The 15,548-nt window shown below is 40.4% G+C and carries 19 protein-coding genes and 1 tRNA gene; 1 reads left to right on the plus strand and 19 read right to left on the minus strand.

Annotated elements, in window-relative coordinates:
- Positions 1 to 309 precede the first annotated feature (309 nt).
- The 14 genes from MWU56_RS09970 to MWU56_RS10025 all read right to left on the minus strand — a co-directional run bounded on the left by MWU56_RS09970 (position 310) and on the right by MWU56_RS10025 (position 11,330).
- Positions 310 to 381: transfer RNA gene (locus MWU56_RS09970), tRNA-Arg, on the minus strand.
- Between the two features lie 96 nt (positions 382 to 477).
- A complete protein-coding gene (locus MWU56_RS09975; protein ID WP_247044143.1) occupies positions 478 to 888 on the minus strand; it encodes a response regulator in 411 nt (136 codons plus the stop codon).
- A 103-nt stretch (positions 889 to 991) separates the two neighbouring features.
- On the minus strand, positions 992 to 1,405 hold the full coding sequence (locus MWU56_RS09980) for a YeeE/YedE family protein (RefSeq protein WP_247044144.1): 414 nt from the start codon (positions 1,403 to 1,405) through the stop codon (positions 992 to 994).
- A complete protein-coding gene (locus MWU56_RS09985) occupies positions 1,402 to 1,959 on the minus strand; it encodes a YeeE/YedE family protein (protein WP_247044145.1) in 558 nt (185 codons plus the stop codon). The genes MWU56_RS09980 and MWU56_RS09985 overlap by 4 nt, the downstream gene beginning before the upstream one ends.
- A gap of 60 nt (positions 1,960 to 2,019) precedes the next feature.
- Complete coding sequence (locus MWU56_RS09990) at positions 2,020 to 2,223, minus strand: DUF2892 domain-containing protein (RefSeq protein WP_247044147.1); 204 nt, start codon at positions 2,221 to 2,223, stop codon at positions 2,020 to 2,022.
- A 10-nt stretch (positions 2,224 to 2,233) separates the two neighbouring features.
- Positions 2,234 to 2,539: a hypothetical protein gene (locus MWU56_RS09995; RefSeq protein WP_247044148.1), complete on the minus strand. Its 306-nt coding sequence runs from the start codon at positions 2,537 to 2,539 to the stop codon at positions 2,234 to 2,236.
- Position 2,540: 1 nt separating this feature from the next.
- Entirely contained in the window at positions 2,541 to 5,735 is a 3,195-nt protein-coding gene (locus MWU56_RS10000; RefSeq protein WP_247044152.1) for an efflux RND transporter permease subunit, read from the minus strand.
- A 15-nt stretch (positions 5,736 to 5,750) separates the two neighbouring features.
- Positions 5,751 to 6,839 (minus strand): efflux RND transporter periplasmic adaptor subunit, encoded by a 1,089-nt coding sequence (locus MWU56_RS10005; protein ID WP_247044157.1) that lies wholly within the window; start codon positions 6,837 to 6,839, stop codon positions 5,751 to 5,753.
- 7 nt (positions 6,840 to 6,846) lie between these two features.
- On the minus strand, positions 6,847 to 8,151 hold the full coding sequence (locus MWU56_RS10010; RefSeq protein ID WP_247044161.1) for a TolC family protein: 1,305 nt from the start codon (positions 8,149 to 8,151) through the stop codon (positions 6,847 to 6,849).
- A 155-nt stretch (positions 8,152 to 8,306) separates the two neighbouring features.
- Entirely contained in the window at positions 8,307 to 8,441 is a 135-nt protein-coding gene (locus MWU56_RS16560; protein ID WP_262917815.1) for a hypothetical protein, read from the minus strand.
- A 6-nt stretch (positions 8,442 to 8,447) separates the two neighbouring features.
- Complete coding sequence (locus MWU56_RS10015; RefSeq protein ID WP_247044162.1) at positions 8,448 to 9,905, minus strand: NAD(P)/FAD-dependent oxidoreductase; 1,458 nt, start codon at positions 9,903 to 9,905, stop codon at positions 8,448 to 8,450.
- Between the two features lie 125 nt (positions 9,906 to 10,030).
- Positions 10,031 to 10,651, minus strand: a complete 621-nt coding sequence (locus MWU56_RS10020; protein WP_410548936.1) for a cytochrome d ubiquinol oxidase subunit II — start codon at positions 10,649 to 10,651, stop codon at positions 10,031 to 10,033.
- A 189-nt stretch (positions 10,652 to 10,840) separates the two neighbouring features.
- On the minus strand, positions 10,841 to 10,969 hold the full coding sequence (locus MWU56_RS16565) for a hypothetical protein (protein WP_262917816.1): 129 nt from the start codon (positions 10,967 to 10,969) through the stop codon (positions 10,841 to 10,843).
- A 154-nt stretch (positions 10,970 to 11,123) separates the two neighbouring features.
- Positions 11,124 to 11,330 (minus strand): DUF2892 domain-containing protein, encoded by a 207-nt coding sequence (locus MWU56_RS10025; RefSeq protein ID WP_247044164.1) that lies wholly within the window; start codon positions 11,328 to 11,330, stop codon positions 11,124 to 11,126.
- A 211-nt stretch (positions 11,331 to 11,541) separates the two neighbouring features.
- Here MWU56_RS10025 and MWU56_RS10030 point away from each other — a divergent pair, with 211 nt between their 5' ends.
- Positions 11,542 to 12,417: a sterol desaturase family protein gene (locus MWU56_RS10030; protein WP_247044166.1), complete on the plus strand. Its 876-nt coding sequence runs from the start codon at positions 11,542 to 11,544 to the stop codon at positions 12,415 to 12,417.
- Positions 12,418 to 12,421: 4 nt separating this feature from the next.
- Here MWU56_RS10030 and MWU56_RS10035 read toward each other — a convergent pair whose 3' ends face one another.
- The 5 genes from MWU56_RS10035 to MWU56_RS10055 form a co-directional block, all read right to left on the minus strand.
- Complete coding sequence (locus MWU56_RS10035; protein ID WP_247044168.1) at positions 12,422 to 13,018, minus strand: DUF3365 domain-containing protein; 597 nt, start codon at positions 13,016 to 13,018, stop codon at positions 12,422 to 12,424.
- Positions 13,018 to 13,287, minus strand: coding sequence for a heavy-metal-associated domain-containing protein (locus MWU56_RS10040; RefSeq protein ID WP_247044169.1), 270 nt, complete (start codon positions 13,285 to 13,287; stop codon positions 13,018 to 13,020). Before MWU56_RS10040 ends, MWU56_RS10035 begins: the two co-directional genes overlap by 1 nt.
- 16 nt (positions 13,288 to 13,303) lie before the next feature.
- Complete coding sequence (locus MWU56_RS10045; RefSeq protein WP_247044174.1) at positions 13,304 to 13,648, minus strand: rhodanese-like domain-containing protein; 345 nt, start codon at positions 13,646 to 13,648, stop codon at positions 13,304 to 13,306.
- Positions 13,649 to 13,739: 91 nt separating this feature from the next.
- Positions 13,740 to 14,117 carry a rhodanese-like domain-containing protein gene (locus tag MWU56_RS10050; protein WP_247044176.1) on the minus strand — a complete coding sequence of 126 codons (378 nt, stop codon included), beginning with the start codon at positions 14,115 to 14,117 and terminating at the stop codon, positions 13,740 to 13,742.
- A gap of 15 nt (positions 14,118 to 14,132) precedes the next feature.
- Positions 14,133 to 15,542: an MBL fold metallo-hydrolase gene (locus MWU56_RS10055; RefSeq protein ID WP_247044180.1), complete on the minus strand. Its 1,410-nt coding sequence runs from the start codon at positions 15,540 to 15,542 to the stop codon at positions 14,133 to 14,135.
- Between the last annotated feature and the right edge of the window lie 6 nt (positions 15,543 to 15,548).

Below are 15,548 nucleotides of genomic sequence, written 5' to 3' on the forward strand. Positions count from 1 at the left end.
AATCGAACTTCAACCTAGGGGTAATTAAGGGTATAAAAGGTAACCTAAGAGTACGGAAAAAGTGGAATTTGACCTCATAATTGCCTTCTTTTTGTTAAACGTTGACGAAGACGAAAGTCAAATCAAATCGAGTGTTCCAACTAAATTACTGAATTTTAATTACTTAGTTTAAAACAGTAACCTAAAAAATGTTGACGATTTGTGAACTTTTAAAGCACATATCAAAGAAATTCAATTGAAATCAAAAAATATTAAATATCTGGTTTTCAATTATTTAATGATTTGTCGAATCATTCGGAAGTCAAAAAGTGACCCCGGCAAGAATCGAACTTGCATCTAAAGTTTAGGAAACTTCTATTCTATCCATTGAACTACGGGGCCATTTATAAAATGGAATGCAAAAATATGGTTTTTCAAAAAACTTTACGAAGGTCAAGAATCAATTTAAGATGATTTTTTCAATGTAAATGCAGCAAGCTATCCCATATTTCGTTTTTTTCCTTCCTCACTCAGGATTTTCTCCAAATATGCGCGGGATAAGGGCTTATCCACATAGCCAGCAATGAGTTCATGTCTTTTGGCGATTGTCCTATCCGAAGCATTTGTAAAGGCTGAAAGTACATACACGCTTGGAAGCTTATGATCCTTGAACAAATTTCGTAGGTTTTCTAGGAAGTCCCATCCATTCATCCCATCCATTACAAGGTCCAGGAAGATTATATCCGGTAATCTGTTATGTTGATCAAGTGAAGTAAAACAGGCTTGCACCCCTTCTTCGCCACTGGAACAGGTTACAATCTCAAAATCGCCTTGGGATTGTTGTATGCAGTACCTTGTTGCAAATTGCGACACTAAATCATCGTCAATGATAAATGTGGTTAGCTTCATTATCTGGGATAATTAAGTAGGTTTGGAACCGTCAAAGCTATAGGCTAGTTGCCAACGAACCATCCATTATCGTTGTTTAACCCTTTTATCCCGTCAAATCTACTTAATGAGGCAATCTACCCCTCAAAACACCATAAACAAAGGCTCCGAGCAGTGCACCAATCAACACAATTAGAATGGACCAATAACCTGCTCCAACCAAAATATATATGGGTCCCGGACAAGCTCCTGCCAGTGCCCAACCCAACCCAAACAGTGTTCCGCCAATAATATATCGAGCAAAAGATTTTTCTTTATCAGGGATACTTATGGATTCTCCAGAGAAAGACTTCTTTTTAGATTTTTTTATCCACTGAACCAAAACAATTCCCAACCCTAAAGCAGAACCAATTATGCCATACATGTGAAAGGAATCGAACTGGAACATTTCATAGATCCGAAACCATGATGCTGCTTCCGATTTGTACAAAACTATTCCTAAAAAGGAACCAATAAGGATATATGCCAAATTCTTCATGATGCAAAAATTAAGGGAAACAATAGGTGTACCATAACAAGTCCACCAATAAAAAATCCAATGACGGCAATCAAAGAGGGTCGCTGTAAATTACTCAGACCAGAAATTGCATGCCCAGACGTACATCCTCCGGCATATCTAGTTCCAAAGCCCACCAAAAAACCGGCCACCAAAAGGATGATCCAAACTTTGGGGTCCGAAAGGGATTCCATGCCAAAAAGTTCTGTGGGCAAATAGGAGGTCCCGGCACTATCAAAACCAAGCTCCTGCAGTTTTGAAACGGTTTTATCTGAAATATCCACAGCTTGATTCGGTGAAAGCAGGTTTGCCCCGATAAATCCGCCAATAGCAGAGCCAAGGACTACCAAAAGGTTCCATCGTTTGGATTTTACATCAATCTTGAAGTAATCCGTGAATTTTCCCGCTCCACCGATGGAACAAAAGGTTTCAAGGTTGGAGGACATTCCAAATCTTTTGCCCATTAGGATCAATAGAGCCATGATCAGGGCGATAAGTGGCCCGGCTACGTACCAAGGCCAAGGTTGATAAAGCATTTTCGTGAGGTTTAGTGCAAAGGTCATTAAAATGCCTTAAATAACAAACAAGCTAAAATACTAGCAGCAATTTTTATCTGAATCGGATATTCCGAACTTTTTAAGGATGTCTTCAAGCAAGCACCATTTGGTCAATGATGATTGCAACAAATTTGCCCCAACAAAAGCCGTAAACCAAAGCCATTTCATGTTCACATAAATAGCCAATATTAAACTTATCAGTATAAATGTTCCTGCTATTCCTCTTACGATTCTATTTTTCATAATTCTCTTATTAAACGGTTCTTTCAATAGGAACTTCCACTGCCCTGATTGGGTTCGTTGTTTCACTTTCTGTATTGAATTGTTTTATCAATTTGAACAATTCGGTCACCTTTTCTTCTTCGGTAAAAGAGAAGTACATGTTAGAGGCGGCCCCTCCCCTTTCACTCGGAAACCAACTGCTGGTGTACATCAAGGGTGCCGCTTTTTTGTAGCCATCAATATCTGACCCACTAAAGCTTTCCACTCCGGCCTTTTTAAACAATTTAAACACTTCATCCTTATATTCTTCGACCGTGGTAACAATGATCATTTTCATCTTAGTTGTAATTTTTACGTTCAATCATATAATAAACCAATGGGACCACCAACAGTGTCAAAACAGTGGACACTATAGTTCCTCCCATAAGTGATATCGCCAATCCCTGGAAAATAGGGTCGAACAAAATCACAAAAGCTCCAATAACAACGGTTCCCGCAGTCAATAAAATAGGGGTGGTACGCACAGCACCTGCTTCTAATACCGCTTGTTTTAGGGGAACACCTTCTTTTAACCTTAAGTTGACAAAGTCAATCAACAGGACGGAGTTCCGCACCATAATACCTGCTAAGGCAATCATACCAATAAAGGATGTTGCGGTAAAGAATGCCCCAAGCAACCAGTGCCCCAACACGATGCCGATCAATGAAAGAGGAATAGCGACCATCATCACCATAGGCGCCCTAAAGTTTTGGAACCATCCTACAATCAACATATAAATGATTACGATTACGCCCATAAAAGCAATTCCCAAATCACGGAATACCTCTAGGGTAATTTGCCATTCTCCGTCCCATTTTACGGTATAATCATCTTCAAATTGGGGTTGTTCCATGTAAAGCTCATTTATGGAATATCCTTTGGGGAGTTCCAACTGGTTCAGTTTGTCCGTCATGCCTAAAATGGCATAGACCGGACTTTCCAATTCCCCTGCCATATCGGACATTACATAAACCACACGCTTTTGGTTTTTTCGGTAGATACTCTTGGCCTTCACATCTTCTTTTATGGATACCAAATCTCCCACAGACACCATATTGCCCTGCTGGGATGCTATTTTCAATTGTTTGATATCATCCAAGCTGGATTTATCCTTTTCACTAATGGAAAGCACAATCCCGATTTGATCAATGGCTTCTTCTCGATAAATATGGGATACGGGCTGTTCTCTAAAGGCCATCGCCATCACCTGAACAATTTGTTGTGGGGTAACGCCGTAGAGCATGGCTTTTTCTTTATCGATCACAAAATCATATTCCACTTGGTCATCCTCGACCATCCAATCCACATCCACCACATCTGCGGTATTGTTCAAAATGCCTTTTACCTTATCAGCCAACGCGATCTGCTTGTCATAATCAGGCCCATAAACCTCGGCAACAATGGTTGACATAACAGGAGGTCCTGGTGGCACCTCAACTATTTTGATATTAGCATTGTATTTTTTGCCCAACTCTTGGATCTTGGGTCGAAGCAATCTTGCAATATCGTGGCTCTGTTCGCTACGATCGTGTTTGTCCACAAGGTTTACCTGAATGTCAGCCATATTGCTTCCTCCACGGAGATCGTAATGCCTAACCAAGCCATTAAATGTAATCGGGGCAGATGTACCCACGTAGGTCTGATAGTTGACCACCTCAGGTCGGGTGGATAGGTATGCGCCAATTTCCTTGGTCACCGCTGATGTTCGTTCTAATGTTGTTCCTTCGGGAAGGTCAAGTACTACTTGAAACTCATTCTTATTATCAAAAGGCAACATTTTTACTGCCACCGATTTGGTAAAGAACATGGCCACGGAGGCAATCAACAGGAAGAATGTAATCCCCAAGAACATCCATCTTTTTTTCTTGCTCTCAATCAAAGGGCTTTCGAACCGTGCATAAGCCTTATAAATAAAGGTGTCTTGAATTTCGACCGGTTTTTTCTCTTCTTTCTTCTTTTTGTCCTTCTCTCGTAGGAAGATGTATCCCAAGTAAGGTGTGATGGTCAATGCCACAAACAACGATAACAACATTGCGATGGATGCGCCGATGGGCATTGGGGACATATAGGGCCCCATTAATCCGGACACGAATGCCATGGGCAATACGGATGCAATTACCGTGAAGGTGGCCAAAATGGTAGGGTTACCCACCTCATTGATGGCATACAATGCAGCATCTTTGAACGGCAAGCGTTTCATTTTAAAATGACGGTGCATGTTCTCTGCAATAATGATGGAATCATCCACCACAATTCCCGTTACAAACACCAAAGCGAACAAGGTGATTCGGTTTAGAGTATAATCCAGCATGTAGTAACTCAGCAAAGTCAGTGCAAAAGTGATGGGTACGGAAAGGAATACTACCAATCCACCTCGCCATCCCATGGCCAACATTACCACAAAAGTCACTGCAATGATTGCACCCATCAAGTGCATCAACAATTCCGATACTTTTTGAGATGCGGTCTGCCCGTAGTTTCGGGTTACTTCTACATGGACATCGTCTGGAATTAGATTGGATTTAAGGTGTTCTACTTTTTCCAAAACCACATCTGCTATTTTCATGGCATCGGCCCCTTTTCTTTTGGCAATGGAGATAGTTACAGCTGGATATTCTGAATTATATGCTTCAGATTTTTCACTAGCAGCACCAAACCCAAGGGACACGTAATTCTTTGGTAACTCAGGGCCATCAACCACCGTTGAAATTTGTTTCAAATAGATAGGTTGTCCTTGTTTGGTCCCTACTATCAAGTTTTCCAAATCTTCTTTGGTCTGTAAGAACTTTCCAGTGGTTATATGAAACTCGGTATCATTGGCATAAAAATTACCAGCATCCATTTGTTGGTTGTTAGCCTTTATCATTTGGGCCACAGCCAGCATATCAATACCCGATGCTGCCATTTTATCCTTATCCACCACAACACGAAGCTGACGGTCTCGCCCTCCTATTTTTTTGGTGATAGAGACATCATTCACTTTCTCAATCTCGTTAATGAGCTCTCCTGAAATTTCCCTTAATTGAAAATCGTTATATTCTTCACTCCAAAGTGTAAGTGCAAGCATGGGTACATCATCAATGGCCCGTGTTTTTACTAAGGGCATGGTAACTCCCTCGGGCATTTGATCCATATGCTTGTTGATCTCATCGTACAGGCGCACTAAGGATCTTTCAATGTCCTCCCCTACGTAAAATTGTACAATGGCCATCCCTTGCTCTTGCATGGAAGTAGTGTACACATACTCTACGCCTTTTATATTTGATATGATTTTTTCCAGTGGTTTTGTGATCCTGGATTCCACCTCTTTTGGGCTGGCCCCTGGATACCCTACAAAAATATCTGCCATGGGCACATCTATCTGCGGCTCCTCTTCTCTTGGAATAAGAAAAGAACTATATACCCCAATGACCATAAATACAATCATTAGGAGCACCGTTAGTTTGGAGCTTATAAACCCTTTGGCTATTCTACCTGCAAGTCCGTCTTTCATTAGTCCTTATTTAGGTTATTGAATGGTTACATTAGCTCCGTTGTACAACTTTCCTTCAGCGGAGACAATATATTGATCTCCTTTGGACAAGCCGGACAACACTTCTACTTCATCACCATAGTTTTCGCCCAATCGCAACCAGCGCAAAAGGGCTACGTTGTCTTGTCCCAAGGTATAAACCCCGGTTAATTGGCCTTTATGCACCAAGGCTGTGGACGGAACCGTAACAATTTGTTTTCCATTGCCGTTTTGATCCGTCTCCAGCCTAACGGTTGCATACATACCTGACAAAATCTTGGCTTCCGTTTCGTCCAATAAAACCTTCATCAAATATTGGCCTCCTGTATTTTGAGCTGAGGCACTCAATTCGGACACTTTACCAGTCAATATGGTATCTATAGCTTTTACCTGTATCTGGGCTTTGGTTCCTTCTTTGATACTGGAAATGTTATTCTCCGCAACTTTGGCCACTACCTCAAATTTCCCTGGTGCTTCCACAGAAACCAAAGGAACACCGGGATTAGCCATATCACCTTCGTCAATATAGGTGTTGGTAACCACTCCATTAAATGGGGCCCTGATGTTGGCATAAGCAAACTGGGAGTTCACTTCGTTCTTCATTTGATTTGCAGCTTCCAATCTGGCTTTTGCCATTTCATAGCGAGAGGTCATATCATCCAGTTCCTTTTGGGATGCACTGGTTTCATTAAAAAGATTCTGGAACCTTTCGTAATCTTTCTTTGCATTGTTGAAAGCAGCGGTAGCTTCCATAATGGACGCTTCTACTTGGGCTTTTTTTGCACGTAGATCCACATTGTTTATCGAAATAAGAAGATCTCCCTTCCTTACTTTTTGACCGATCTTGACCGGCAAGGATTCTACATAGCCCATCATACGAGTGCTCAATGAGGTACTGTTCACGGCAGTTATTTGCCCACTACCAGCCAAAATGGTGGAACTGTCCCCAGTATCCACATCGGCAACGGTCACTGGCACGGCCTCGGCAGTGCTCACTGCTTGTTTTTCATTGCCCCCACATCCCATCAGAACAAATCCCAAGGATACGGCTAGCATAAAACTTTTATATATCGTAGTGTTTTTCATGTTACAATTATTCTTTGGTTAAAAATGTTAATAAGGATTGTGCTTGATTGTATTCAAAAATGGTTTGATAGTAGGCCAATTGTTTTTCGGCATATGTGGCTTCCGCCATCAATAAATCGGTTGTTTTTTCCAAGCCTTCCTTAAACCGATTGGTACGAATCCTTAACGATTCTTCATATTGTTCCATAGCCAATTTTGAGGTCTGGAGCCTGCTTTCTACATCCTCGACCATCCTTTTGGTGCGTTGTAGCTCCATAGTACTTTTGGAGACGTACTGTTCGTATTCTTGTTTAGCTTTTTCATAACTCGTTTTACTCTTTCCTGCTTTCGCAAATCGTTGCGATCCTTTAAAAACATCCCAGCTCAAACTTGCCCCGATGATATATCCTTTGGCATCGGCCTGGAAAATTTGATCATCGTACATTTCATAACTGGCAAAAGCGTTCAGCCTTGGCAAAAAAGTCATGTTATCTGCCCTCATATTGGCCTTATAGGCTTCTGACACCAAATCCATTGCTTTTACATCTGATCTGTTTTCCAAAGAAACTTCTGCAGTTTCAACTAGATTATCCGGGATCAATTCTTCGGATGGCTCATAGACTACATTTCCCTGCTCGTTCATTAGAAAAGCTAAATAGTCCGATGCGTTTTGCACATTGCTCTTGGTTGTTTTCAACTGATCGGAAACCTCGGTAACCCTTACTTTAACTTCAAGCAAGTCGGCTTTTTGAAGCAATCCTTGATTATAACTGTTCTGTGCCATGTTCAAGTTTGCATCGGCTGCTTCGTAGGCTTTTTGCAATACAGCTACGGCCTGGTGTGCCAATTGCAATTGACCATAAGCTTTTTGGGCTTCAAAATCCAAGTAATCCCTTGTTCTCATAGCCTGAAGTTCTTTGGCTTTCATAGTAGTTTTAGCGGCTTTTCGCTGATAGAACCCATCCAAGTTGATCAAGGGTTGTTCCACAGAAACTTTTGTGGCATAATTCTCAATCTGATCGGGGTCGTTCAACAAATCCGGATTGAAATCTGCCTGGGTCAAAATCTCTTGGTTGAGCTTGGAACCAAAGGCCATCAATGGGTTTGTGGTTGCCATTCCTGTATGGGAAACAGAAATCTGTGGCAAGAACACAGAATTGGAAAATCGATAATCGTATTTTGCCATCTTAGCTTCCTGCTCAGATACCTTAATACTGGCATTAGATTCTTGTACCCGCATCAAGACATCCTCCAAGGAAATCTTTACACGATCTTGGGCAAATAATTGTCCCTGCGCATAAAAGAATATTATTAAAACAAATAATCGTTTCATATACATACTTAGTTTGTGCCAAAATTATATTTGTTAATGTTCCTGCACAGTAACTTGTGTTACTGAGAAAATCGCTCAAAAGAAAACCTCAATACAGAGAAATCATTACAAAGCATTCCTGTATTGAGGCATTTAACAATGATGAAAATCAGGGTCTAGGCATTCCGGGTTCCCCCATGCCCTCCTGCCACAACAATCAAAACTTTAATGCTCAAATAGATGAACTTAAAAAATTGGATAATGGGGTTCATCATTATAAATCGTTTGTATTTGGATATTCTACGTGTCATAACTATCTATTCTGGGATTAACCACCAAAAAGGTTTCATTTTTGCTTTATATATAAAGGCATAATGCAGGGCCAACTTTAACCAGTGCCCCGCAAGACCAATGGTTCCAAATGTTTTACCCAATTTTCTGCCTTGCGTATCCGGATATTTGTTGTAATCGGGAACTATCGGGAAGGTAGTGATGCTCACGCCGCTCCCCTTGGTCATGCCAAAACCGGCAGATGCAATACAAGCTGCTCCCATATTACCCATCGAACCTTTGTGGTGGAGCTGAGTATTTGAGTGTTTGATCATGTTGATAATGTTGTCCGCCACAATTTTTGCTGTAATCCCGGAAGGCATCCCCGTCCTCGGAGGTGCCGGAGAAATGTCCGTGCCGTTTTTGCTCTTTCTTGGTTTGGAAATAGCGTGCGGTGGTGCAAAAGCAATTCCTGGGGCAAAAATATTCGGGTATGACGGGTTTTGATAGGTTTCTGGCCAATCCTGGACGCTCCATTCTTCATAAGGTTTGGGTGTGTAATCGGCATCCACAATCATAAACCCCCTAAAGAGTTTATCTGTGATATCACCACCGGATTTATCATAGGCCTTAAAGCCATGACCGGAAAAAGAAGGAATCAGCATGGCAAAATCATAGCTTTCCTTTTTGTATTCCCCATCCAAAGTCTCGTAATGGGCCACGCCATCTTCCACTTTGTTGACAGCCGCACCTAAAATCCAAGAAATTCCTCTGTCCTCAAAAATCATTTCCACCATTTCATTGGACTTCATGATATTGCTGCCATAACTCATGAGCATACCGTCCATACCAAAATCCCCGAGTTTATATTCGTTGGCAATCCAAGTGATTTCAGCCATATCCCTTACGTTGTGCCTCCTTAGTTCCTGCTCCACATTCAAAATGTATTCAAAGGCGGCACCTTGACAAGTAGATTTGGCATGACCCGTGCCAATCAATATTTTGGCTTTTCTGCCTTCTTTCATCTCTTTTATAAGCCCTTCCAATCCACCCCATGCTTCTTGGGCATGGGTATAAGTGCATACCGAATATGCTTTGTTTTTACCGGGGGATAATCCTTCTGTAGCCTCAAAATTCAATTTTGGCCCAGTAGCATTGATGAGGTAATCGTATGTTACTTTCTCCGTAGTTCCTCTTTCTTCGCCCACAACATACTCTGCCAAGACATAGGGTTTGGTCACTTCTGCATCGCCTTCGGGATGGAAACTAACCGCTTTTGCCTGCTTGTAATCAATATCTTTTTTGGCGTATAAAGGTGCCAATGGGAATAAGATGTCTTTCGGTTTCATTCTTCCGATTCCCACCCAAATATTGGAAGGAATCCATTGGTAGTTACTGTTTGGTGATACCACCACTACCTCGTGCTCTTTAGAGAGCTTTCTTCTGAGATGGGATGCAGCAACGTGGCCTGCAATACCAGCTCCAAGGATAACTATTTTGGACATTTTAGTATTATTTATCCAAATTTACTAGTAACCAGGCTGATATAAAGTGACCTAGGTCACATATGAAAATGAAAAAAGTAGCCTTATGGGGTGTCCTTAATGAGGATAAAACAAAAGAACCGCAATCAATAACTGGTCTCGTCTAATTTTACTTTTCCCCAGAATGTTTTATAAACAAATATGGTATAGAACAGTACCAAAGGAGTACCTATGGCGACAATAACCATCATAATCTGCAAGGATTTTGTTGATGATGCGGCATTATATATATCAATATTGTACTGGGGATCTATAGTGGAACGCAATAACACGGGATAGAGTTCTATGGCTACCAAGACCAACAAAAACGCTATGGTTAAAGATGAAAACAGAAAGGCCCATTTATACTTTCTTTTTTTAGCCAATCTGGGCACGTTGGCTATGCTAAGAAAAGTGAGTAAAGGAATTATAAAAAGTGATGGATTGCTCTTAAAATCGTCTGACAGATGCGGAATATAAATTAAGGTATAGAGTGTGGTCACCGCGAAGCTGACCATAAAAAAGATCATACCCCTTTTTAATAACCTGGTCAACTTGGCAAACAGCCAGCCTTCAGTTTTCAACAGTAGAAAAATAGCTCCGTGGGCCATAAAAAGTGATAAGGTGGTAAAACCGGTCATCAATGCATAAGGATTCAAAAAGTCAAAGATCACGCTTCCCTGATATAGATAGTTTTCGCCTATGACCAAAAGTAAGCCTATGCTCAAAGGTGGGTAGATGTAATGAAAAGCAACCGTAAAGGTAAATTAAATCCGAGCTGGAATTTCGGTTTACATGGACATTGTTTTTATCAATCAAAAGTATCCTTGAAAGCTAGAACTTTAGGTTACATAAAATGGATTTAACATAAAAACAAACCATCCTTACATTAAATCCATTTTTTGCATCTATGTGGTTTATTTTTTACCACTATTGATCATGGCCAAAACTGCAACAATCAAAACAATGACAACTAGGGCAAACACACCTATCATCCAGATACCGTTTTCCCATACTACTAAAGGAATATTATTCAGTATTTTCACAATGTATTGGTTTTAATTTTGAAACAAATGTAATGGGTTTATCCAATTAAAAAAATGACAAAGCTCATATAAATTGAACCTAACTCTCTAATTTAAAGCAATAAAAAAACCGCCCTATATAGAGCGGCCTTCTTTATCAACCAACCAAAAAAACCTAATTTTTGACCTTGCATGTTTTAATCCCGAAAAGGGTATACAAAGGACAAAAACCAATAAAACTTGTCAATACAAATATTGCTGCCAAAGCCAGCAGTACATAAGCCAGTCCTCCTGTAATCACATTAAAATAGTATAATGCTCCAACACCAAGTGCAAGGATAATTCGAATTGTGCGGTCTGCGCCGCCCATGTTCTTTTTCATAATCGTGGATTTATCGTTCTTACTTTATAAAATGTCAAAAAACGAATCTGTATTCTTCTATATGCACAGTTTTTGATACTCAGAGTATTACGACAAAAGTATGACTTGAACAGATGTATTATGGTAACATTGGTTACATTGCCGAGTTTATTTTTAGAGTATTTTTAAATTTCTATACAGTTTTTAGCTTTACAAACGACCTAGTACGGATATGTTGGATTATTTTGATGCTTTTATTAACGGTTTTTTTGGAACTGTCAGGTGGACTTGGAGATCTATCCTTTTCGATGTTCCCTGGTACAGCAATTATTTTTGGGGACTGATCCTGATTTCCCTACTAGTTTGGGGGTTGGAAATTCTGTTTCCATGGCGGAAAGAACAATCTATATTTAGGAAGGATTTTTGGCTGGATGCATTTTACATGTTCTTCAACTTTTTCATTTTTGCCATTGTTATAAGCGGGGTCTACAAAGTACTTGGAGTCTTTTTTAATGATGTGGGTATCACGATTAAAACGCTGACCATTGTTGATATTGCCGATTGGCCACAGTGGGTTCAATTACTCGTCTTTTTTGTAATATTGGATTTTGTACAATGGTTTACCCATGTATTACTTCACAAATATCCTGTGCTTTGGCAGTTCCATAAAGTACATCACAGTGTAAAGGAAATGGGTTTCGCCGCACACTTGCGGTTCCATTGGATGGAAAATATATTTTACAAGCCCTTAAAAACCATTGGCGTGATGGTTCTAGGTGGTTTTGAACCTGAGCAGGCCTATATTGTGCATTTTGCTGCGATTGCCATTGGGCATTTCAACCATTCCAATATTAAAATCACTTATGGTCCATTAAAGTATTTATTGAACAACCCTGTGATGCACCTGTACCATCATGCTTACACCATTCCTGAGGGTTCTTACGGTGTGAATTTTGGTATAAGTCTTAGTATCTGGGATTATATATTCAAGACCAATTATATTCCCGAAAGCGGAGGCAAAATTGAATTGGGGTTCCCAGGTGATGAAGAACTACCCAAAAGTTTTTGGGGACAATTGGTGTACGGCTTTAAAAGGCCCAAGAAATAGCATTTTAGTTGGAGTTATCTGAAAGGTCAAAGACAATACTCCAAATACCCCTTACCTCATCAGGACCATAACCCGTTGCCTGATCATCTGGATATAGTTCGGTCAAATGGGTCAAAACTTCCGGGGCAATATTTTTTTCCGGAATTCCATGGCAATTTAAACACATTGCATTAGTGACAATGGGATAATAAAAGTGAACTTCACCGCTTGTTTCGCTTACAACAGGCTTAATGGAATCTCCTTCTGAAATTATTTTTTTAAACGATTCTATATGAATAAGCTCTTCGGCATTTGCCAAATTGTTAGGATTTCTTGGTTTGTCGGAAACCCTTTTTATTCTAGCCTTGAAATTTGTGGCCATGCTATCGGTAAGCGGATAGGCTCTTTCATTACAAAAAACCACAGCCTCTTCAACCCCTTTGTTCTGAATGGTGCCCATTAAAGTTTTTCCCAAAACTTTCTGTGTTTCTTGGGCATAGGTCATGCCCATACTTACATAATCAGGTTTCTCTAAACTCGATTTTTCCTCCGACGTCTTTGATCCTTGTTTACAGGACAAAGCAATCGATACAACCATTATTAAAAAGAAAGTTTTTCTCATTATCGTGATATTTTGCCACTAGCACAACTTACAAAAGATTTCGCTTTTTCCACAAAGCCATTTTGTTCATCGATGATGGGATATCCCATTTGTCTGAGCGCTTCTTTAGCTAAGGAAGCGTCATCGGCGCTTTGATGACCAAAGCTGACCGATGAGCTATCCTTATCCACAATCACATCTTTAATATCTTTTATTTCCGAGAGTTTATTGGAAATGGTCTTGACACATCCCCCACATCTAAGATTTTGTACTTGCAGTGTTGTTTTCATGTTTATTGACGTGTTATTAATAGCTCCATGCTCTATATCCGCCCCTAAGATCGTACACTTTGGAAAAACCCATTATCACCAGTTTTCTAGCAGCTTTTTGACTTCTGTTACCTGACTGGCAGTACAGATATATGGGTTGATCTTTGTTTAATTTTGAGAAAGCCGTTTCAAATGAAGCCCCTTGAAAAAAATCTATATTCTTGGCCCCTTTAATATGGCCGGACATAAATTCGCCCCTGGTTCTCACGTCAACCAGCTGAACCTTTCCTTTGGAAATTGCGTTTTTATAGTCCTCTCTATCCAAAATATCAATTTCATCTGGAAGGTTCTGTTCTTTGAACAAAAAACTAAATATTGACATACTATCGTTGTTTTGAGAAGCCAAAGTACTTCATCAAACCTATCCCGGTCAGTAACGATAGTTACATAAACAAAAAAAGGCCAAATACTGTTTAGTCGCGAATCCAATCGTCATACCCTCCGGAATAATCGTAAATTTTGGTAAAGCCCTTGCTTTTCAAAATTTTTGCAGCATGGATACTCCTTGCCCCAACGGCGCAATACAAGTAAACCGGATCTTCCTTATCCAAAGTGTTGATTTGCTCTATAAAGTTTTGGTACTTGCTTATATCAAAATTTATGGCATCGTCGATATGTCCGGCATTGTATTCCCCTGGTGTTCGAACATCGATCAACTGCACTGCTTTTCCAATAACATTGGAATTCATCTCAGCCTTGTCAATCCTTGTGATAACTTTATCTTTTTGGGAATGACAGGAAAGTGTTCCCGCAAAAACAAGGAACAGGACAAACTTGATTATATGTCTCATATGGATATTATTAATCTATTTTAATGTAGAAGGGCACACATAATCGGTTACTGGAACCCCTGCATCTTTGATTTCTGCAAAACCACCTGAAACATCCACCAAATTATGGATACCCCTGCTTTTAAGAATGGATGAAGCAATCATACTCCTATAGCCTCCGGCACAGTGAATATAAAAAGTTTCCTTCTCGGGTAATTCCGCTAAATGATCATTCAAATAATCTAATGGTGCCAACTGGGCATCCATTACATGCTCTCCTATATACTCGGATTCCTTTCTAACATCAACAACGGGGACTCCTTTATCCATCATTTTCTTAAATTCCTTAGCGTTAACATTGTCTACGGCATCTACTTCCTTTCCTTCTTCTATCCATGCTTTGATACCTCCTTTAAGATAACCTAATGTATTATCGAACCCTACTCTGGACAAACGGGTAACAGTCTCCTCTTCCCTTCCTTCTGGAGTTATAAGCAATATCGGTTGTTCTACATCGGCTATCAACGCTCCCACCCAAGGGGCAAAGCTTCCGTCCAAACCGATAAAGATGGAACGCGGAACGTGTCCTTTGGCAAAATCATCTTGATGACGAACATCTAGGACAATGGCTCCAGTTTCATTTGCTGCTACTTCGAACGCATCAGGGTTCAATGCCTGTGTACCCCTTGCCAAAACCCTATCTATATCCTCATATCCTTCTTTGTTCATTTTTACGTTTAAGGGGAAATATTGTGGTGGTGGTAAAAGACCTTCTGTAACTTCTTGGACAAACTCTTCTCTTGTCATATCAGCCCTTAGGGCATAGTTCATCTTTTTCTGATTGCCTAAGGTATCCACGGTTTCCTTCATCATGTTTTTTCCGCAAGCGGAGCCAGCTCCGTGTGCCGGATAAACAATTACATCATCGGCCAAAGGCATAATTTTGTTGCGAAGACTATCGAACAAGGTTCCCGCCAATTCTTCCTGTGTCAAATGAGCTGCTTTTTGGGCCAAATCTGGACGACCAACGTCGCCAAGGAATAAAGTATCTCCACTGAAAATTGCATGGTCTTTCCCGTTTTCATCCCTCAACAAAAAGGTTGAACTTTCCATGGTGTGGCCAGGTGTATGCAACACTTTTATGGTGATTTTGCCCAATTTGAATTCTTGCCCATCTTCGGCTATGATTGCATCAAATGAAGGACTTGCTGTGGGACCGAATACAATCGGAGCCCCAGTTTCCTTGGATAGGGTAAGGTGCCCACTTACAAAATCGGCATGGAAATGTGTTTCAAAAATGTACTTGATCTTTGCCTCATCTTCCGCCGCCTTTTTTATATAGGGCTTTACTTCCCTTAATGGATCTATTATAGCGGCTTCTCCTTCACTTTCTATATAATATGCCCCTTGGGCCAAACATCCTGTATAAATCTGTTCAATCTTCATGTGATC

The sequence above is a fragment of the Allomuricauda sp. F6463D genome, from assembly GCF_023015965.1.
GTDB lineage: Bacteria > Bacteroidota > Bacteroidia > Flavobacteriales > Flavobacteriaceae > Flagellimonas.